The organism is Deltaproteobacteria bacterium (assembly GCA_016933965.1).
GTDB lineage: Bacteria > Desulfobacterota > Syntrophia > Syntrophales > UBA2210 > JAFGTS01.
This window is the reverse complement of sequence record JAFGTS010000001.1, coordinates 39,834-59,155: the sequence shown is the minus strand read 5'-3', so window position 1 is coordinate 59,155 and position 19,322 is coordinate 39,834. Positions and strand designations below refer to the sequence as shown.

General features: G+C 53.2%; 18 protein-coding genes and 2 rRNA genes. 17 read left to right on the top strand and 3 right to left on the bottom strand.

Translation table 11 applies throughout. The features are described from left to right. From JXO48_00285 to JXO48_00235, 11 genes are all read left to right on the top strand, one after another. Positions 1 to 196: ribosomal RNA gene (locus tag JXO48_00285) — 23S ribosomal RNA — on the top strand; the annotation flags it as partial. A 76-nt stretch (positions 197 to 272) separates the two neighbouring features. After that, a 5S ribosomal RNA gene (rrf, locus tag JXO48_00280) occupies positions 273 to 387 on the top strand. 113 nt (positions 388 to 500) lie between these two features. Further along, positions 501 to 1,256 (top strand): YebC/PmpR family DNA-binding transcriptional regulator, encoded by a 756-nt coding sequence (locus JXO48_00275; protein ID MBN2282307.1) that lies wholly within the window; start codon positions 501 to 503, stop codon positions 1,254 to 1,256. A gap of 21 nt (positions 1,257 to 1,277) precedes the next feature. Continuing rightward, positions 1,278 to 1,757: a crossover junction endodeoxyribonuclease RuvC gene (gene ruvC, locus JXO48_00270; protein ID MBN2282306.1), complete on the top strand. Its 480-nt coding sequence runs from the start codon at positions 1,278 to 1,280 to the stop codon at positions 1,755 to 1,757. After that, positions 1,758 to 2,354 (top strand): Holliday junction branch migration protein RuvA, encoded by a 597-nt coding sequence (gene ruvA / locus JXO48_00265; GenBank protein ID MBN2282305.1) that lies wholly within the window; start codon positions 1,758 to 1,760, stop codon positions 2,352 to 2,354. 49 nt (positions 2,355 to 2,403) lie between these two features. Then, positions 2,404 to 3,441 (top strand): Holliday junction branch migration DNA helicase RuvB, encoded by a 1,038-nt coding sequence (gene ruvB, locus JXO48_00260; protein MBN2282304.1) that lies wholly within the window; start codon positions 2,404 to 2,406, stop codon positions 3,439 to 3,441. 18 nt (positions 3,442 to 3,459) lie between these two features. Then, positions 3,460 to 3,999, top strand: coding sequence for an epoxyqueuosine reductase QueH (locus JXO48_00255; protein MBN2282303.1), 540 nt, complete (start codon positions 3,460 to 3,462; stop codon positions 3,997 to 3,999). A gap of 312 nt (positions 4,000 to 4,311) precedes the next feature. Beyond that, positions 4,312 to 5,247, top strand: coding sequence for a UDP-3-O-acyl-N-acetylglucosamine deacetylase (locus JXO48_00250; GenBank protein ID MBN2282302.1), 936 nt, complete (start codon positions 4,312 to 4,314; stop codon positions 5,245 to 5,247). 129 nt (positions 5,248 to 5,376) lie between these two features. Then, positions 5,377 to 5,991, top strand: coding sequence for a DUF4390 domain-containing protein (locus JXO48_00245; GenBank protein MBN2282301.1), 615 nt, complete (start codon positions 5,377 to 5,379; stop codon positions 5,989 to 5,991). Between the two features lie 12 nt (positions 5,992 to 6,003). Continuing rightward, on the top strand, positions 6,004 to 8,217 hold the full coding sequence (locus JXO48_00240) for a HAMP domain-containing protein (GenBank protein MBN2282300.1): 2,214 nt from the start codon (positions 6,004 to 6,006) through the stop codon (positions 8,215 to 8,217). A gap of 9 nt (positions 8,218 to 8,226) precedes the next feature. Further along, positions 8,227 to 9,606 carry a sigma-54-dependent Fis family transcriptional regulator gene (locus tag JXO48_00235; GenBank protein ID MBN2282299.1) on the top strand — a complete coding sequence of 460 codons (1,380 nt, stop codon included), beginning with the start codon at positions 8,227 to 8,229 and terminating at the stop codon, positions 9,604 to 9,606. Between the two features lie 19 nt (positions 9,607 to 9,625). On the opposite strand, the gene JXO48_00230 is transcribed toward JXO48_00235, so the two are convergent. Next, positions 9,626 to 10,030, bottom strand: a complete 405-nt coding sequence (locus JXO48_00230; protein ID MBN2282298.1) for a DUF3568 family protein — start codon at positions 10,028 to 10,030, stop codon at positions 9,626 to 9,628. Between the two features lie 4 nt (positions 10,031 to 10,034). Continuing rightward, positions 10,035 to 12,524, bottom strand: a complete 2,490-nt coding sequence (locus tag JXO48_00225) for an AAA family ATPase (protein MBN2282297.1) — start codon at positions 12,522 to 12,524, stop codon at positions 10,035 to 10,037. A 183-nt stretch (positions 12,525 to 12,707) separates the two neighbouring features. Here JXO48_00225 and JXO48_00220 point away from each other — a divergent pair, with 183 nt between their 5' ends. The 3 genes from JXO48_00220 to JXO48_00210 all read left to right on the top strand — a co-directional run bounded on the left by JXO48_00220 (position 12,708) and on the right by JXO48_00210 (position 15,633). Further along, the gene (locus JXO48_00220) at positions 12,708 to 13,598 is read left to right on the top strand and encodes a M23 family metallopeptidase (GenBank protein MBN2282296.1); all 891 of its coding nucleotides are present in this window, start codon (positions 12,708 to 12,710) and stop codon (positions 13,596 to 13,598) included. Positions 13,599 to 13,868: 270 nt separating this feature from the next. Further along, a complete protein-coding gene (locus JXO48_00215) occupies positions 13,869 to 15,077 on the top strand; it encodes an iron-containing alcohol dehydrogenase (GenBank protein MBN2282295.1) in 1,209 nt (402 codons plus the stop codon). A gap of 103 nt (positions 15,078 to 15,180) precedes the next feature. Further along, positions 15,181 to 15,633 carry a nuclear transport factor 2 family protein gene (locus tag JXO48_00210; GenBank protein ID MBN2282294.1) on the top strand — a complete coding sequence of 151 codons (453 nt, stop codon included), beginning with the start codon at positions 15,181 to 15,183 and terminating at the stop codon, positions 15,631 to 15,633. Positions 15,634 to 15,788: 155 nt separating this feature from the next. Here JXO48_00210 and JXO48_00205 read toward each other — a convergent pair whose 3' ends face one another. Next, a complete protein-coding gene (locus JXO48_00205; GenBank protein ID MBN2282293.1) occupies positions 15,789 to 16,103 on the bottom strand; it encodes a hypothetical protein in 315 nt (104 codons plus the stop codon). Between the two features lie 172 nt (positions 16,104 to 16,275). Here JXO48_00205 and JXO48_00200 point away from each other — a divergent pair, with 172 nt between their 5' ends. The 3 genes from JXO48_00200 to JXO48_00190 are packed head-to-tail and all read left to right on the top strand — an operon-like array spanning position 16,276 to position 19,316. After that, positions 16,276 to 17,127, top strand: coding sequence for an SDR family NAD(P)-dependent oxidoreductase (locus JXO48_00200; GenBank protein ID MBN2282292.1), 852 nt, complete (start codon positions 16,276 to 16,278; stop codon positions 17,125 to 17,127). A gap of 25 nt (positions 17,128 to 17,152) precedes the next feature. After that, the gene (locus tag JXO48_00195; protein ID MBN2282291.1) at positions 17,153 to 17,800 is read left to right on the top strand and encodes a TetR/AcrR family transcriptional regulator; all 648 of its coding nucleotides are present in this window, start codon (positions 17,153 to 17,155) and stop codon (positions 17,798 to 17,800) included. A gap of 13 nt (positions 17,801 to 17,813) precedes the next feature. Then, positions 17,814 to 19,316: an acyl-CoA/acyl-ACP dehydrogenase gene (locus JXO48_00190; GenBank protein ID MBN2282290.1), complete on the top strand. Its 1,503-nt coding sequence runs from the start codon at positions 17,814 to 17,816 to the stop codon at positions 19,314 to 19,316. Positions 19,317 to 19,322 lie beyond the last annotated feature (6 nt).

The window sequence follows — 19,322 nt, the reverse complement described above, 5'->3', positions numbered from 1 at the left end:
GCGGCATAGCTGGGTAGCTATGTTCGGAAGGGATAACCGCTGAAAGCATCTAAGTGGGAAGCCCACCTCAAGATAAGATATCCCTCCGCTTTGCGGACTGAAGACCCCTCAGAGACTATGAGGTTGATAGGCCAGATGTGTAAGTACGGTAACGTACTCAGCTTACTGGTACTAATCGGTCGTGCGGCTTGGCCATAATTTGTTCTCATAATATGGCGCAGCCTGCGGAAACAACGTAGATATATGGTTGTCACAACTTTTTAATATCGATTTTCGGTGGTTACAGCGAGGAGGAAACACCCGTTCCCATCCCGAACACGGAAGTTAAGCTCTTCAGCGCCGATGGTACTGCATGGTAAAATGTGGGAGAGTAGGACGCCGCCGGAATTAAAAAAAACCCTCTTTTTTGGAGGGTTTTTTTGTTTTGCATAGCGATTGTGGCTGTGTTATGTATCGCACTATTGTTGAACAGTGTGACATCATGGGAGGAGACACCGCCTATGTCAGGACACTCGAAATGGAGCACCATCAAACATAAAAAAGGCGCGGCAGACGCCAAAAGAGGCAAGGTATTCACAAAAATCATCAAGGAGATCACCCTCGCCGCCCGTCTCGGCGGCGGCGACCCGGAAGGAAATCCGCGACTACGGCAGGCAATTCTCAGCGCCAAGGCCGAAAACATGCCCAAGGACAACATAGAAAAGGCGATCAAGAAAGGGGCCGGAGAGCTTGATGGCGGTTCCGCTTACGAAGAAGTCACCTATGAAGGATACGGACCGGGAGGAGTCGCCGTCCTTGTTGAAGTCATGACGGATAACAAGAACAGGACCGTTTCCGACATCCGTCACATCTTCTCGAAACAGGGAGGGAACCTGGGTGAAAACGGCTGCGTCGCCTGGATGTTCGAAAAAAAAGGGAATATCGTCTTCGACAAATCCGTCGTTACGGAAGACCGGGTCATGGAACTGGCTCTTGAGGCGGGGGCGGAGGACGTCGTTGAAATGGAAACCGAGTGGGAAGTGAGAACGGACCCTGCATCGTTCGAGGATGTGAAGAACAAGATCGACGAAGCCGGCATCCCTTATATTCTGGCAGAAGTGGGCATGATGCCCCAGACAACGGTGAAGCTCGACGAGCACAAAGCGGCCCAGATGCTGCGCCTTATGGAAAAGATGGAAGACAACGACGATGTGCAGCATGTTTACGCGAACTTCGACATACCCGATGAAATCATGGAGAAGCTGAGTGAGGAATAAAGGACCCGGGGAGAAGAGAAAGTGAAAGTTCTGGGTATAGACCCGGGAACGAAAGTAACGGGCTACGGGGCGGTCGAAAAGAACAGGGATGGAATTTCCAGTATTCTCTATGGCGAAATAAAGATCGGGAGGGGCGAATCATGCTCGGCGTCCCTTCAAGGCATCTATGACGGGCTCTGCAGGGTTGTGGATGATGTCAGACCCGATGCCATAGCGATAGAAGACATATTCTACGGGAAGAACATCAAAAGCCTCATTAAACAGGGGCAGGCCCGGGGGGTCGCGATACTCATCGCGCCCATGAGGGGCATCCCCATATACGAGTACACACCGCTGGAAATAAAAAAGGCTGTTGTCGGTTACGGCCGTGCCGAAAAGAGCCAGGTTCAGTTCATGGTCAGGGCGATCCTCAATCTTACCGAACTTCCACCCGCCGATGCAGCGGACGCCCTCGCCGTCGCAATCTGTCATGCACATTTTTCAAAGTCGGAAGCACTGTAAATGATCGCCAGCATACGAGGAACATTATCAGAAAAATCGGCTCACTACATCGTGGTGGACGTCCAGGGTGTCGGCTACGGCGTGTACATCCCGCTGAGCACCTTCTACAACCTCCCTGAAACGGGACAGCCCGTCACCCTCGCCATTTACACCCACGTGAAGGAAGACCTTATCAATCTCTTCGGATTTCTCACCACACGGGAGAAAGAGATATTCAAGACCATCATCAGCGTCTCCGGTATCGGACCGAGACTGGCGATCAACATCCTTTCAGGGATCTCAGCCGATGAGCTCTGTTCCGCCATCTCGGCTCAGGACTTCGCCCGGCTTACCGGCATCCCCGGCGTGGGGAAAAAGATGGCCGAGCGCATCATTTTTGAATTGAAAGATAAGATGTTCGCGGTTATGTCTGAGATATCGGACAGGGAACCGGGCCGCCAGCAGCCCGTGAAGGAAGACGCTCTCTCGGCCCTGATGAACCTCGGATACAGGAAGAAAGCGGCCGAGGATGCCCTTGACATCGTGCTCCGTGGGGCGGGAGGAACCGCCACCCTGGAAGAGCTGCTTACGGAATCATTGAAAATACTGTCAAACTGATGCCGGCAGGACACGGCGGTGACGGGGAGTATCTGAAGGTTCGGCACACATGGAAAAAATCGTGAGAGATTCAGTCGTCAATCCCGAGAAGCTGCAGGATGATCTGGGATATGAACAATCCATTCGTCCTGTGAGCCTTGACGAATACGTGGGCCAGAGCAAGGTCAAGGAAAATCTCTCGATCTTCATCGAGGCGGCGCGAAAACGGAGGGAGGCCCTCGACCATATGCTGCTTTACGGTCCTCCCGGTCTCGGCAAGACCACCCTCGCCTATATCACCGCCAGAGAGATGGGCGTTGATATCAAGGTAACCTCCGGTCCCGTCGTGGAGCGGCCGGGAGATCTGGCGGCGATCCTGACCAACCTGGGGCAGCATGACGTTCTGTTCATCGATGAGATCCACCGGCTGTCGCACGTCGTGGAAGAGATCCTGTACCCCGCTATGGAAGACTATCACATCGATATCCTTATCGGCCAGGGGCCGTCGGCGCGATCCATGAAACTGGAGATCCCCAACTTTACGCTTATCGGGGCCACAACGAGGGCGGGGCTTCTCACCTCGCCGCTGCGTGACAGGTTCGGTATGAGCTTTCGTCTTGATTTCTACAAACCTGAAGAGCTGAAGACCATCATCATCCGGTCGGCACGGATCCTTTCCATAGAGATCGACGACGGTGGTGCCGAAGCGATCTCACAGCGCTCACGGGGAACGCCGAGGATCGCCAACAGGCTTCTCAAGAGGGTCCGTGACTTTGCGGAGGTCAAGGCAGACGGCATCGTTACGAGAGACACGGCCATCCGGGCCCTGGAGATGCTGGAGGTCGATCACCAGGGATTCGATTCCATGGACCGGAAGATACTCCTCACCCTGATAGACAAGTTCGACGGCGGTCCCGTGGGCATCGACAGCCTTTCATCGGCCATCGGCGAGGAAAAGAATACCGTTGAAGACGTCTATGAACCCTTTCTGATCCAGGAGGGATTCCTGCACCGGGCACCCCGGGGAAGGATCGCCACGAAGGCCGCCTATGAACATTTCGGGCGGCTCTGGAACAAGGAGGAGCGGGACCAGAAAGAATTGTTCTAACTGCCGGGCCTGCCTGTCATGAAAATCCTTCTTCACATATGCTGCGCCCCCTGCGCCATCTATCCCCTGCGAACCCTGCGCCGGGAGGGGCATGAGGTGCACGGCCTGTTCTATAACCCGAACATCCATCCCTATATGGAATACAAGCGGCGTCTCGACACGCTGATCACTTACGCCGGCGAGGTGGATATGCACCTCATCACCATCGAAGACTACGCCATGGAAGAGTTCCTGCGAAATGTCGTCTTCAGGGAACAGGAACGGTGCCGGTACTGCTATTACGACCGCCTGAAATACACGGCACAGATCGCCCGGCGGGGCAATTTCGACGGATTTACCTCGACACTCCTTTACAGCAAGTTCCAGGACCATGAATTGATGAAGGAACTGGGCGAGAGCATCGCCCGGGAAACCGGGGTCCCCTTCCACTATCGCGACTTCAGGGAAGGATGGAAAGAAGGGATCGATGAATCAAGAAAATCAGGCATGTACCGGCAGCAATACTGCGGGTGTATATACAGTGAAAAAGAGCGTTTTTACCGGGGCGGGGAAAAGTGAATTATTTCGGCTCACCTCCGAAAAAGCTGCTGCCTTTTCCAGGTTTCAAGGATTCAAGGGTTCGACCCCTTGAACACTGGAACCCTAGAACCCTTGAAACCTTGGCCCCTTGAACGCTCGACCCCTTTCCGCAGCCAAAACCGTGCTGTGTTGATTTTGCAACACCACGCCGACTGAAAATAAAGGTACCTTTTTGAAGACGACCCGCACTGTACTGATAAATATCAACAATAACATACTTTTAGCATCATTCTACGTTCCGTGAATGTCCTGGCACGGTTGTTGCTCTTTTCGTATACCGAGGATATGTCCATGTACAAACAGCACACCATTCACACGCCGGTCCGATGCGGAAGCGTCGGCCTGCATTCGGGACGGAAGGTGAACATGACCATTTATCCTTCCGAAACCGACAGCGGGATCCGGTTCCGAAGGCGTGATGTGTCGGGTCACAATACGATCGAAGCAAAGCTGACGAATGTTTCGGATACCACGCTGGCAACGACGCTCGGCATGAACGGCACCCACGTGTCGACGGTGGAGCACCTGCTTTCCGCCCTGTTCGGCATGGGCATCGACAACGCCGTCGTTGAAGTCGACTCCTTTGAAGTTCCCATCATGGACGGAAGCGCCCTGCCCTTCGTCAACCTTTTGAAAAAGGCAGGGATCAAGGAGCAGGAAAAACCCAGAAAAACGGTTGTCATTACGAAGCCGCTGTCGGTCACCGAGGGAGACGTCTCTGCGGCGCTTCACCCGGCGAAAGATTTTCAGATAACCTATGAGATCGACTTCGAGCACCCGGCCATCGGGAAACAAGCCTTTCACATGGTCTTCTCCCGGAGCGCTTACGAGCAGGAGATCTGCCGGGCTCGGACGTTCGGCTTCCTCCACCAGGTCGAATACCTGCAGGCAAAGGGACTGGCCCTGGGCGGTTCACTCAAGAACGCCATCGTCCTTGATGAAGAAAAGGTCATCAATAAGGAAGGTCTCAGGGTGCCTGATGAATTCGTCAGGCACAAGGTCCTTGACGCCATCGGCGACCTCTCGCTCCTGGGAATGCCCATCACCGGTCACTTCATCGGCAGAAAGTCAGGGCACCGGCTCAACAACCTCCTGCTCAGGGAACTTCTGAAAAAGGGCGAGCACTGGACCGTTGTCGATATGACGAACGGAAAGAAGGAAAGTCCCGACTCCTTCATCGAAAGCTTCCATATGGAAGGACCCCTTCACGCATCTGCCTCCCTGTAAGTATTGCCTGTCAGCAGCAAATAAATCTTGCTTTTTGGTGCCTCCTTCCCTACTATAATTCTCTTGCAAAATTTATATCTTACCGTGCCTGTGCCGAATACCTTCAACCGGCACGGCACGATTTTGTTTGTGTGCAGTTACAACAGTATACCGCCGGCCATGATGAAAGGTCCCCATAACAAGATATTTCTTCCGTTCCTGCTGCTTTTCGTCTGTCTGGTCTCAGCCCTTGATCCACGCGGCGCCCGTGCCGAAGAGGCCGAAATCCGGGACGTCCTGATCACGAACACCACCGAGCAGGTCCTTGTCTATTTCCGGGTGACCGATTGTTTCACCGAGGAAATGGAAGAGGCCATCCATGCCGGGATACCGACCACCTTCACCTTCACCATTGAGTTGCACAGAAAGCGGGGCTTCTGGTGGGACAAACTCGAATTCGCCCGCGAGATCAAGCACACGATCAAGTATGACAATGTGAAGAAGCTCTTTTACGTTGCCTTCACCGAAGATGGCAAACGACCCGAGCAGTTCACCGATTTTGCAGAGGCTAAAACCGCCATGTCCGACGTGAACGGCGTCGCCATCATGCCCCTGAGAAACATGATCAGGGGAAGCACATATTACCTGCGGGCAAAGGCCGAGCTTGAGGCGGTCAAACTGCCCCTTCATCTTGAATACGTGTTCTTTTTCGTTTCACTCTGGGACTTTGAAACGGAATGGATCACCAAGGAATTCGTGTATTAAGGCGACAGAACCATGGAACAGCAGCACATGGACAGCAATGAACTGAAACGGCGGCGGCGGGAGCGGTTCGCCATATTGCTCACCATTGCCGTTATTATCGTCCTGACCTACATCGAGAGTCATATTTCCAGCATCGAGAACCTCCTCCCCATATCCAACGAGGTGTTCATATTCGGCCTGATCAATATCAATCTGATCCTCATCATCCTTCTTATCTTCCTCATAACCAGGAACCTGGTAAAGCTCATATTCGAACGGCGGCGCGGTATCCTCGGCTCAAAACTGAGAACGAAGCTGGTGGCCGCCTTTGTCTGTCTTTCACTGGTACCTACGGCCGTTCTGTTCCTTGTATCCATCAAATTCCTTGCATACAGCATCGACAACTGGTTCGAGATGAGGCTGGGCAACGCGCTGAACTCGTCACTGGAGATCGCCCAGACGTATTACGGGCAGGCCGCCACGGACGCCCAGTACTATGCCAGGCTTATCAGCTCCGAGATCACACAGGGCAAATTGTATGACCAGGAACAGGAACAATACCTGAAGACGATCCTGGCACAACGTCAGAAATACTTCAATCTGGGCGCCGTGGAGGTCTTTTTCGACAACCGGAATGAAAATATTTCCCTGAAGGACCCGAATCACACAGAAATCCCGCCGACGGAGCTTTCTCCCCGGATCATCGAAGATATCTACATGGGAAAGGATGCCTCCACGGTCACTTCCATGGCGACCGGTGACGCGATCAGCGGCATCGCTCCGCTCTACACCAACTTTTCTCCCCGGGAAGTGATCGGAATGGTGGCCGTTACGTCCTTCATCAACAAAGACCTGATAGAAAAGATGTCTCTCATATCAAAGACATCGGAAGAGTACGGGCAGCTCAAGCTGCTGCAGAATCCCATCAAGTTCAGCTACATCATGATGCTCTTCATCGTTACGCTTTTGATAACCTTTTCAGCCACCTGGTTCGGCCTGTTCCTCGCCAAGGGAATTACCGTACCGATTCAGGACCTTGCCGAAGCGACCCATGAAATAGCCGGCGGGAACCTGGATTATCACATCGATGTTCTTGCGGAAGACGAGATCGGGGTCCTGGTCAATTCCTTCAACCAGATGACGCAGGACCTCAAGAAAAGCAGCGAGAGCCTGCGACAGGCAAATATCGATCTGGATCAGAGACGGACATACATGGAGACGGTTCTGCGCAATGTGTCCGCCGGCGTGGTATCGATCGACCGGAACGATGTGATCAGCACCATCAACCGCGCAGCGGAAGAGATGCTCAACATCAGAACCGACGAAGTTCTGTACAGACGATACACCGAAGTACTGCAGCCGGAGCACATGGAACTGGCACGTGAATTTCTGAAAGAGCTTGATGAGGTTGACAGTGATTCCCTGGAAAAACAGATCCAGCTGACCCTCAAGGACCGGGTGCTGACCGTGCTCGTTTCCGCGACGGTTCTGCGTGACGACGGGCAGAACTACATGGGCATGGTCGTGGTCTTCGAGGACCTGACGGAGATCCAGAAGGCCGAGCGCGTCGCCGCCTGGCGTGAAGTGGCGCGGCGCATCGCCCATGAAATAAAAAACCCCCTGACCCCGGTCAAACTGAGCGCCGAGCGGTTGCAGCGTAAATACGGCGACACCATAGACGGCGGCAACGGTTCGGTCTTCAGGGAATGCACGAAGACCATCATCGACCAGGTGGAGGTCCTGAAGAACCTGGTCAATGAATTCTCCCGGTTCGCCCGGATGCCCATGGCACACCCCGAAGCGGGCGACATCAGTGCGGTCATCGAGGATTCCATAACGCTCTTTGAAGATTCGGCCAGGAACATCTCCTTCTCCTTCAAGAAGCAGGAAGACCTGCCGATGGTAAACATCGACGTGGAACAAATGAAGCGGGTTATGATAAATTTGATCGACAACGCCGTCGCGGCCATTACGACGGATTCAAAGGAAGGCGGTCTCATAGAGATCACCGCTCATGTGGACAGCGTCCAGAACCGTGTCCGTGTTGACGTCAGGGACAACGGCCCCGGTATCGCCCCAAAGGATCGTACCCGGCTGTTCGAACCGTATTTTTCGACAAAAAAACACGGCACCGGTCTCGGGCTTGCCATCGTGAATTCCATAATTTCGGATCATAACGGTACCGTGACCGTCAGTGAAAATGTTCCCCATGGAACGATAATCTCTTTTGATATACCGATCGCGTAGGCTCAGAACATGCATAAACGGATCCTTGTCGTAGACGATGAAGAAAGCATCTGCACGTCGCTGCAGGGCGCACTCTCCGATGACGGCTATGACGTCGTTACGGTGCAGAGCGGGGAGGAGTGCCTGGTCATGCTCGAGGAAGAGGAACTCCCCGATCTTATCCTTCTGGACATCTGGCTTCCGGGAATGGACGGGATAGAAACGCTGCAGGCGGTGAAGTCGAAATACCCCCAGATACAGGTCGTCATGATATCGGGACATGGAACCGTTGAGTCGGCGGTGAAGTGCACCAAGCTGGGCGCTTTTGATTTCATTGAAAAACCCCTTTCCCTTGAAAAGGTCCTGCTCGTCGTTGCCAACGCCCTGGAGATCGTCCGGCTGGAAGAGGAGAACAAACTTCTCAGGGACCGGTTCAGGCAGGATTACGAACTGCATGGGACCAGTAAACCCATCGTCGAGCTCAAGGAGATGATCCGGATCATCGCACCCACGAACGCCTGGATCCTGATCATGGGAGAAAACGGTACGGGGAAGGAACTGGTCGCCCGTTCGATCCACCGCCAGAGCAGGAGGTCGGACAAACCCTTCGTCGAGGTGAACTGCGCCGCCCTTCCCGAAGAACTCATCGAAAGCGAGCTCTTCGGACATGAAAAAGGGTCCTTTACGGGAGCCACCGCCAAGAAGAGGGGCAAATTCGATCTGGCGAACGGGGGCACCATATTTCTGGACGAAGTAGCCGATATGAGCCAGCGGGCGCAGGCAAAAATACTGCGGATCCTCCAGGAAAAGAAGTTCGAACGGGTGGGAGGAACAAAGATCATCGGCACCGATGTACGCGTTCTGGCCGCAACGAACAAGGACCTAGAACGGGAAATGGAAGACGGCCGCTTCAGGCAGGACCTTTTCTACCGCCTGAACGTCATCCCCCTGACCGTCCCCCCCCTGAGGGAAAGGAAAAAGGACATCCCCCTTCTCACGCAACTCTTTATCAAGGAATTTTCCTTCAAGGAGGGCATTAAAGAAAAGGAGATAACGGCAGACGCCCTGGAGGTCCTCATCAACCACGACTGGCCCGGCAACGTGCGGGAACTGAAAAACATCATCGAGCGGCTGGTCATCGTCACCTCATCGGATGTGATAACCGTCGACGATATCCCGCCGCTTGAAAACCGTGAGGAGGCATACCTCTCATCGGGCGCCGCACAGAGCTACAGCGACTCCTTCAGGCTTGAAAAGAAGAAGTTCGAGAAGGAATTCATCGTCCGGAAGCTTGAGGAAAACGACTGGAATATCTCAAAAACGGCGGAATCCATTGGTCTGGAGCGGAGCAACCTTCATAAGAAGATCAAGCATTACGGGCTGGACCTTCTCAAAAAGGGGTCCTCCTGAAACAGGCCGGCTCCGCCGTCTACTCTTTTTTCAGATGTTCATAGATCATATCGTGGATACGCTGTGATGCCAGCTTATCTCCCAGGAACCCGACCCTGACCATGACGGATGTCAGCTCGTTCGCCCGGTATTTCGCCGATATCTTTACCGTTTCACCGTCAATGACGGCACTCAATTCCCCTACTCCCACGTCCTTTTCCCGGATCACGTCGGTACCACCCATGGAAGCAACGACGGCCTCACAGGCATCCCAGACCAGTTCAAAGGAATAATGGTAATCCGTCGCGAGATTCCCATCGACATAGATATACGTACCCACCCCGGTGGTCGCCGCCACGCCGCCGAGGATGAGCGGGGCGCAGCCCGAAAGGAACACGATAAAAATAACAATAATACCCGATAGAATACCACGTAGTCTGCCCATTACATTACCCCTTGCTTTTTTTATTCTGTACCCTTTTTTTGGTTGAGCCGCTCTCCTTGCTCTCACTGCCGAAGTTTTTCAGATTTTCCGCGAGGGATCGCAGCTTTTCACTTACCAGAAAGTTCACCGTTCCCGCCGGGTATCGGCCCTGTTCGTCCCGCTCTCCCGGTTCCACACCGGTCAGAATATTCATACCCTCGTCGACGGTCGAGACGGGGTAGACCTGGAACATTCCTTTCGAAACCGCCTCGACCAGGTCCTTCCTCAACATCAGTTCCTGCAGATTGAGCGCCGGAATGATCACGCCCTGTCCGCCGGTCAATCCCCGCGAGCGGCATACATCATAAAACCCTTCTATCTTCTGGTTCACACCTCCGACCGGCTGAATTTCACCCCTCTGGTTCACCGACCCGGTCATGGCGATATTCTGATTTACGGGCAGTTCCGAGAGACTGGAAAGAATGGCACAGACCTCCGCCAGGGAAGCGCTGTCACCGTCAACGCCGGCATAGGATTGTTCAAAGCAGATACTGGCATCCATCGAAAGGGGGAATTTCTGGGCATACTTCCCCTTGAAATAGCCCTCGAGGATCAGGACGCCTTTATCATGGGTCTTTCCGGACAGCTTCGCCTCCCGCTCGATATTGATGAACCCGGCCCGACCCATGGAGGTTTGTGCCGTGATCCTTGCCGGTTTTCCAAAGGCATAATCACCCATATCATACACGGACAGTCCGTTGACCTGTCCGACGGCGGCACCATCCGTGTCGATCAGTATGGTGCCCTCCTCTATCATTTCCTGTATCTTGTCCTCGATCAGCCGTACCCGGGCGACCTTTTCATCATAGGCCCGGTCCACGTGCTTGACACGCACCGTGTCGCTCCCTTCCTTTTTCGCCCAGTAACCGGCTTCCCGCATGATGTCGGCTACATCGCTGAAACGCGTGGACAGCCGTTTGCGTTTCCCCGATATCCGGACCCCGTATTCGATGATCGCGGCGGCGGCGGTCTTGTCGAACCGGAGCAGATCTTCATCGTCAATGATCTTCTTCATGAATTGTATGTATCCGCCGACCGCATCCTCACCGATCGGCATTGACGTATCGAATTCGGCCTTCACTTTGAATATCTTCTTGAAATCATCATCAAATTCGTACAGTTGCTGATAGAGGAAGTTTCCCCCTACCATGATTATCTTGAGATCCACCGGTATTGGTTCCGGTTTTATGGCCGTCGCCGACATTCCAAAGGGATCATAGGGTTGCATGGTGAGGAGCCTGTTCGTCAGGGTCCGTTTCAGAAAAGACCACACGCCGTAAACGACAAGCGCCTCATAGGCATTGAACACGATATACCCCCCGTTGGCCCGCAGCAGGGAACCAGCCTTTATGCGGGTAAAATCGGTCCTCCAGAAACCCGAACGGTCTATCTCGCGCTCAATCGTCCCAAAGAGGTTCTTGTAGGACGGCATGGTTTCAATAATGACGGGAATCTCTTTTGTCTGTGAATTATCGACAAGGACATTCACCCCGTACTCGGTAAGCCGTTTTTCCGGGGGCTGCACGAAGAACGGCAGAGGGGCCGGGGGTTGTTCCTCGTCCTTCTCCCTGAACGTCTTCAGGTTGGACAGAACATGTTCCTGCACGTTCCTGAGATAGGGTTCGATCCTGTCGCTGTGCTTGGTATATTTCGTGAGAATGTCCGAAATATACTCCTGCACGGCGGGCAGACCCGTTCTGCGTTCGAGAAGACCGATCTCCTTTCTTATTTCCTTTTCGATCTGGCGGGATTCCCGCATGATCATTTCAAGTTCATTCCGGAGCTCTCCCTGTTTTTCCCGCACCGCCTCAAGGTCTCCATCGGGGAATCGCCCTTCCCTGTTGAGTTCCTCAAGCTGCTCCAGGGTATGCGGCTTTCCCTCCACGACATAGGCCACGTCCTGCCTGGTGTAGGGACCGACCTGGTACTGGACCAGCTGGAATTTCTCATGCTGTATCTTTTCATTGAAGTTCTTCACCAGTTCCTTTTGGCGGGCCATATGTGATTCCACGACCTTTTCCGAATCTCTTTTGAACTCCTCGCTTTCAAAGATACGGGGGATCTGTTTGCCCAGATGGATCACCATGTCATCCATGTCTTTCTGGAACTGACGGCCGAGGCCGGCGGGCAGCATGATCACGGTGGGCCTGTCGGGGTCCTCGAAATTGTTGACATAACAGATATCATCGGGAATTTTCTTTTTCAGGTCCAGCTGGTCAAGAAGGCTCTTGATCGTCGACATCTTGCCTGTTCCGGTCAGACCGGCGACATATATGTTATAGCCGGGGCTTTCTATCTCCAGCCCCATGGTCAACGCCCCGACGGCACGAGCCTGCCCGATGATCCCGGGAAAATAGGAACAGTCGTCGGTCGTCTCAAATCCAAGGGAGTCGGGATCGATGCCGGCACGAAGACCTTCAGGCGGAACCGTTCTGAAAGAGGGCTTCACGCTCATGGTATTCTCCGTTATCTGAATTATGTCCGCACGGCGTTTGATACTAATGGAAGAGACATAAATTGTCTATATTTTTATTGTCACGGCCCTTCCATTCAGGTAGATTGCTGTCCTGATGGGGTTGCCGCACCCGATTTCCCGCTCCGGAAGCGATCCCGCGATAACCGATCCGCTGAGGAAGATATGAGAAACGTTCTACGAATAATAGTACTGATACTCCTTCTTCTTCCGCATCCCTCCGATGCCTTTTTGATACGAAGCAGTGTTGGCTGCGGTCAATTGGTGATTGCCTCCGAGCCTGAATCGCTCACGCCGGGGGGCATTATGAAGATAACGCTCACGGCGCCTGTTCCGGCAGCGGCCACAGCGCTCTTCGCGGGGGATCGCTTCCCTTTCACGGTCGCCGGGAACGACGGCCATCTTTTTACCCTCATCGGCCTGGGCCTCGAGAGCGATCCGGGAACAGCTGACCTCGTCATAGACGTGGAGCTTGACGACGGGACTCGAAAGCGGTTCCCCCTCCAGGTACGGATCGCTGACAGGCACTTTCCTCAAAAGCGGCTCCGGGTGCGGAAAGAATACGTATCACCCCCGCCTGAGGTACAGGAACGCATAGAGCGGGAACGTGAACTGACCGACCGTGCCTATGAGAACCCCTCACCGGACTGGCTCTGCCGGGGAAATTTCACGCAACCCGTGAAGGGAAGAATAACGGGGACTTTCGGAGACCGCCGAACATACAACGACGGGTATGAATCCCGCCACCGCGGCATCGACATCGCCGCCCGCCGCGGTACCGCTGTGGCGGCGACGAACGGAGGAATCATCGTCCTGACCCACGACCTCTATTTCTCGGGGAATACGGTCATCATCGATCATGGTGCGGGGTTGTTCTCCATTTACTGTCATCTGAACAAGACGGATGTCTCGACGGGGGAACGCGTTGCGAAAGGCGACATCATCGGGTATGTGGGGTCAACGGGACGAGCAACCGGCCCCCACCTTCACTGGGGGATCAAACTGCGGGGAGCGCACGTGGACCCGGCATCCCTCCTGGCGCTGACCTTCGAGTGACACACAAAAATCGCTGCGACATCCGTTCCATCGAAAAAGGTACACGGCTGCTTATCCGGTTCCCCCGCTCCTGAGAAACAGCCCTTCCCGCGAGCCTTCACGAAGCCGTCACCCCCACACCATAGTAATGGTTGAAAATAGCGCAACGCTCACTTAACATAGAGCGCGGGTACCAGTAACGGGGCGTGTGAGTGGCATCGGCATTGTATCGGTAATCGCCGTCACGAATGTCATAATCAGGACAGTAAACAAAGAGAAAGGAGCTATCCCATGAAATACCCTGTTCTTGGCTTTGAACCGTTCTTTACGTGGGGATGTCGGTCGAAGATCATGTACAAACCCGGTGCGCGGGAAGAGCTGGACTTTGAAATGGAAAAACTCGGGGGTACGAAGGCCTTTCTGTACACGGACAAGGGACTTGTTCAGGCCGGCGTAGCGGAGATGGTCATTGACACCATTAAGGCTTCAAGCCTGGAGTTGGCAGGTGTCTACGACAAGATCGTTCAGGACGCCCGCATTGACCTGATCAATGAGGGGGCCGCCCTGTATCGGGAATGCGGTGCCGACTGCATGGTTTCCGTGGGAGGGGGCAGCGTAATGGACACCGCCAAGGCTATCAATATTCTGATCGGCAAGGGCCTTGAAGACTTTTCACCCCTGGCGGATCAGGTTGGATTGTTCGATGATGCCGAACCCCTGCCCCCGCATATCGCGTTCCCCACAACAGCCGGGACGGGAGCCGAGGTGAGCTACGGCATGGTGGTCCTTGGTGACGCCACACAGGGGAAAATAACCTGTGCTCACCCCTATTGCAGCCCGGACCTCGCCATGCTGGATCCGGAGCTAACGGTCAAGCTTCCCCCGGAAATTACGGCCTTTACCGCTATGGATGCCATGACACACGCGATCGAGGCCATTACCACCGGCAGCGCGAACCCCATCTCCGATGGATTGGGCCTCCACGCGATCCGGCTCATCATGACCTATCTTCCGGAGGTCATGAAAAACCCGGAGAACATCGAGGCCAGGGGATACCTCCTGATTGCGAGCAGTATGGCAGGCATATCCATGGCCAACGCCCTGCTCGGCGCCGTCCATTCCACAGCCCATGCCCTGGGTGCCCTTTACGGGATCCCCCACGGTTTGGCCAACAGCATCATGCTGCCCCATGTGATGACCTTCAATCTTGAAGAGAACCCGACCCGCTTCGTTTTCATCGCCGATGCCATGGGGGTCAAGATCGACGGCATGACCCCCGAGCAGGCGGCCGGGGCTGCCGTCCAGGCACTGAAGGACCTGCAGAGATCCGTCGGCCTGACGAAGACCCTTAAGGACTTCGGTGTTCCTGAAAGTCGCGAAGCCCTTCAACCGCTGATCGATCTTGCCATGGGAGACGCCCAGACGCCTTACAATCCACGCTATCTGGAAGAGGACGATGTGTATGACCTCTATTTGAAAGCCCGACAAGGTAACGCGTGAGGATGCCGGGAGGCATTGAAAATGACGGGGAACTCACATCGGTCATGCGTTGAAGATGTCTGAACATTGGAGACACTGTCCATTGAGAAAGGGGGTATATCAAATGAGTTCGGATCTTTCGCTGGAAGAACGAATACAGAGATTGGAAGATATAGAAGCGATCAAAAAACTTCACGCCACTTACGGACATTACGTGAATAAAGGATGGAACGATAAAGTCATGTTCTGTCATGAAGTAACGGCCATGTTTACGGAAGACGCGACGTGGGAGGCCCCCGTAATGGGCGTGCTGGCCCAGGGACGGGCCGAGATCGAGGAAATGTTCAAGGATATGAACGCCGGTAACGAATTTTTCATGCACAGTTTCAGCAATCCGATAATAGACATTGACGGGGACACCGGAAAGGCGCAGTGGCTGTTATTGCTTGGAGGGAATTTCGAGGACAAATTGACCTTGACATTTGCAAGTTATGATAATGATTATGTCCGGACCTCCAGGGGATGGCTCATCAAGGCGATTCGACTATACGTCGCCGGGGTATTGGAAGCTTCATAACCACAAATTTTGTGAATGGCGATATTCATCCACCATCTGAACGTTTGCGGCCATATCGGCACGATTGTGGCAGGTCGTCAGAAATCATGAAAGAGGCCCGCCACAAGGCCGACCGAATTGTATCCTCACTCACACAGCGCCGCTAATGCACCGGATTACTCCTGCGGCCGTTCATCGATTATGCGCGTGGCTTTGAGGGTCTGGCCGGGATTGAAGATCTCCGAGCACTCGACGAACTCTACCTTCGGCGTGAGTTCGACGGCCTTTTTCACCTTGTTCTTAAGCTCGGCCTCGAGCTCCTCCAGGTCACATCCCTGGTCCGCCCCGACCTTGAGCTTGAGCACGTCCATTGAATAGGGATCGTCCGCTATTTCCTTCACGACGATGAACTGATATTCAATGACCCCCGGCGTGTTGGCTACCACATCACGCATGATCTCAGGATTGATAAGAGTCCCCTTTATCTTCATAAGCTCTTTCGTGCATGACCCTCCATGTATAATATTCGCTTGACATCAGGCAGAATTTAAATAATAATAATTATTATTATTTAAAAACGGCTTGCTTCTCTACGCTGCTCCCACACTTACTATTAACTATCAGCTTTGCGATTTCGTCAGTTTTTCCTGAAAGGGTTGCACCATGAAAAGGAAGGACCTCAGCGGAAAAAAGGCGGTTATCACTGGGGCTGCTTCGGGCATAGGAAGAGCCCTTGCGATCGCTCTCGCGAAAGAGCGGTGCGACATACTGCTGGCCGATATCAATGAAGAGGGTTTGCGCGGGACATTAGAGCTGGTCAGACGATCAGGCGGTTCGGGGGACGTGTTTTTCTGTGATGTGTCCAGACTCGATGATGTCGTCAAGATGGCAGACCATTGCTTCGATACGTGGGGAAAGGTGGACATCCTCATCAATAACGCGGGTGTTGTCTCGACTGGATTCATGGGCGACATCCCGATCGAGGATTGGGAGTGGATCGTCTCGATCAACTTCTGGGGGGTTGTGTACGGTTGTCATGCCTTCATCCCACGGATGAAAAAACAGGGAGAGGGTCATATCGTAAACGTGGCATCCGCTGCCGGCATCGTATCGGCTCCGGAAATGTCACCGTACAATGTAACGAAAGCTGCGGTCATCTCTCTCTCGGAAACACTCAAAAGCGAACTCGCCCCTCATAATATCGGCGTGACCGTGCTCTGCCCAACATTCATCAAGACAAACCTGATGAGCACGCTGAGGTTCACGGATGAATTCCAGCGATATTGCTCGGTCATATCCATTGAAAATGCGAGAATGACACCTGAGAAGGTTGCCCTTCTCGTGGTTAATGCCATACGAAAGAACAAGATGTATGTTCTTCCGCAGACAGCAGCGAAAATATTGTGGATGTCCAAACGTATATCGCCCTCTACACACTATGGATTCCTCTCATTTCTGACGCGCGTGGGATGGGGGAGGAAAATAATGCTTTTTATGGCGCGGATGGGGTGCTGACAATGCTTACGAAGGGAGTCATATCATGGGGAAAAAGCTGAAAAGGAGAGCTGATATCAAGGAAGCGATCATCGATGCGGCAAGGGAACTCTTCAGCAAAAAGGGTTACCACAATACCCAGGTCAACGATATTATCCGGTTTGTCGGTATGTCGGCGAACACTTTTTATGCCCACTTCAAGGACAAGAAAGAACTTTTCGAAGAGGTCGCGACGAGGAGCCTTTACGACCTCAGGATGACCCTGAAGAAAATGAGGGAAACGAAAGTGTCCGACGACATGGTGGAAAGACTCGGGAAAATGAAGGAAACATACAACACCTTTTTTGACTTTCTGGAAGCAAATCCGCAGCAGATGCTCCTGATCATCAGGGGTGGTTTCGGTGTGGATGAAAGATTGGATGACGATATTTGGCGTTATTACAATTATTTTGTTTCCGACCTCGCGAGCGATTTCAAGAAATGGAAGCGTCTTGGTTTTGTCGATGGGTTCAATCCGTTGATTCTCGGGCATATCGTTCAGGGCATGACCATCCAGGTCGCCCACAGCTATCTCGTTGAAAAGAAATTTTCCCGGAAGAAGGCAATAGAACATCTCATCCAGGTCAACAGGGCCATTCTGTCCACATACCTGACGGAGAAAGGCAAGGAGCAGCTTGGGTTATTACAGCAATAAAGAGGAGGTGTTTATGATCTCAAGCTCGGAGGTAAAAGCATTTCTGAAGAGGTTCCCGAAGTTTGAAGATACGTTCATAGGGCTTGAATATGCACCCAGGGTCCCCAGGGGTATGATCAGGGAAACGAAGGAGCTTATTGCATACGCGCGTAAGTTCAACGATCAGGTGGTAAAACCGAAAGCCCTCCCCCTGGACAGAAGGACCCACGAAGATGCCGATTATCTTCCCCATGATCTTATTCAGACGGCAAGTGACTGGGGATTCTATACCATGTGGATCCCGAAGCTTTTTGGAGGCATGGGGAAAAATCTGCCCTCGAGCTCTAATGTCATCGAAGAAATATCAACAGCCTGCGTCGGCATCGCCAATGTCGTAGCCGTTCATTATCTGGGTGTCACAAGCCTGTTGACATCATTCAACATGAAGGTGACCAACAGGATACTCAAAGAGGTGGTCGAAGGTGAGAAGAAAGGAAAACCCTGTCTGATAGCCTTTGCCATTACCGAGCCTGACGCGGGGACCGATGTGGAGGAAATAGATCTTATAGATAGAGGAAGGATAATGTGCCGGGCCGAACGGGTCAGTGGAGGGTATATCATCAATGGACGAAAGGTGTTCATATCAATGGGCCAGCTCGCTGAATGGACATTCTTTTATGCCTTTACCGACCTCAAGAAGCCTTCACAGACCAGGGTCGATCTCGTGGTCCGGAAAGGTACCAAAGGATTCTCTATCGGGCGGCATGAAGACAAGATGGGACAGCGTGTATGCCCGGCCAACGAGATCATCTTCGAAGACTGTTTCATCCCCGATGATCAGGTTCTCATCGATTCATACAGTATGAAGAAATTCACCGGTAAGTCGCCCGGTGATGTCATGCAGAGACACATGGACTACATAAGTTCCTCAACGAAGGCAGGGGTCTGTGCGATCGGCACAGGAGTGGCACGTGGAGCATTTGAGGATGCGCTGAAATTCGCATCGGAAACCGAGATCAGGGGCAGACTTCTGATAAACCATGAATGGGCACAGTGCATTCTGGCCGAGATGCACAAGAACGTTATCCTGGGAAGGCTCGCATATATGGAAGCGAATTATGCGAATTCTCACCGGGGAGTGTATGAGCTGCTCCAGATGAAGCCGATCTATTATTACCTGAAATTCATGCCCCCGATATATTTCAAAATGATCAATCCCGTGCTGAACATGGCTGTCTCCACCTGGGCGATGAGCAAGATGTATTATGACATGAAGAGGAAAGAGGATATCGATTGCACCTCGGGATTGTCATCGTTCGCCAAGTTTTCAGGCACTGACATAGGCATCAGGAACTGCCAGCTTGCCCTGGACCTCATGGGCCAGGCAGGCTTGCGGCATGACAGGGGTATGGAGAAACGACTGCGCGACTCAAAGCTGTTACAGATCTACGAAGGCTCGAACCAGATAAACAGGATTACCTCGTTCAAGGGCCTCATTGCCCCACTCTATCCGCAGACCCGGGTTTTCGAACAGTGAAAGGGG

What these genes read in the sequence shown, in the direction of transcription:
- ruvB (MBN2282304.1), top strand. Translation starts at nt 2,404, where the DNA reads ATGGAAAAAATCGTGAGAGATTCAGTCGTCAATCCCGAGAAGCTGCAG.
- JXO48_00210 (MBN2282294.1), top strand. Translation starts at nt 15,181, where the DNA reads ATGAGTTCGGATCTTTCGCTGGAAGAACGAATACAGAGATTGGAAGAT.
- JXO48_00240 (MBN2282300.1), top strand. Translation starts at nt 6,004, where the DNA reads ATGGAACAGCAGCACATGGACAGCAATGAACTGAAACGGCGGCGGCGG.
- JXO48_00215 (MBN2282295.1), top strand. Translation starts at nt 13,869, where the DNA reads ATGAAATACCCTGTTCTTGGCTTTGAACCGTTCTTTACGTGGGGATGT.
- JXO48_00205 (MBN2282293.1), bottom strand. Translation starts at nt 16,103, where the DNA reads ATGAAGATAAAGGGGACTCTTATCAATCCTGAGATCATGCGTGATGTG.
- JXO48_00250 (MBN2282302.1), top strand. Translation starts at nt 4,312, where the DNA reads ATGTACAAACAGCACACCATTCACACGCCGGTCCGATGCGGAAGCGTC.
- JXO48_00275 (MBN2282307.1), top strand. Translation starts at nt 501, where the DNA reads ATGTCAGGACACTCGAAATGGAGCACCATCAAACATAAAAAAGGCGCG.
- JXO48_00230 (MBN2282298.1), bottom strand. Translation starts at nt 10,030, where the DNA reads ATGGGCAGACTACGTGGTATTCTATCGGGTATTATTGTTATTTTTATC.
- JXO48_00225 (MBN2282297.1), bottom strand. Translation starts at nt 12,524, where the DNA reads ATGAGCGTGAAGCCCTCTTTCAGAACGGTTCCGCCTGAAGGTCTTCGT.
- JXO48_00235 (MBN2282299.1), top strand. Translation starts at nt 8,227, where the DNA reads ATGCATAAACGGATCCTTGTCGTAGACGATGAAGAAAGCATCTGCACG.
- JXO48_00255 (MBN2282303.1), top strand. Translation starts at nt 3,460, where the DNA reads ATGAAAATCCTTCTTCACATATGCTGCGCCCCCTGCGCCATCTATCCC.
- JXO48_00200 (MBN2282292.1), top strand. Translation starts at nt 16,276, where the DNA reads ATGAAAAGGAAGGACCTCAGCGGAAAAAAGGCGGTTATCACTGGGGCT.
- JXO48_00190 (MBN2282290.1), top strand. Translation starts at nt 17,814, where the DNA reads ATGATCTCAAGCTCGGAGGTAAAAGCATTTCTGAAGAGGTTCCCGAAG.
- JXO48_00220 (MBN2282296.1), top strand. Translation starts at nt 12,708, where the DNA reads ATGAGAAACGTTCTACGAATAATAGTACTGATACTCCTTCTTCTTCCG.
- ruvA (MBN2282305.1), top strand. Translation starts at nt 1,758, where the DNA reads ATGATCGCCAGCATACGAGGAACATTATCAGAAAAATCGGCTCACTAC.
- JXO48_00195 (MBN2282291.1), top strand. Translation starts at nt 17,153, where the DNA reads ATGGGGAAAAAGCTGAAAAGGAGAGCTGATATCAAGGAAGCGATCATC.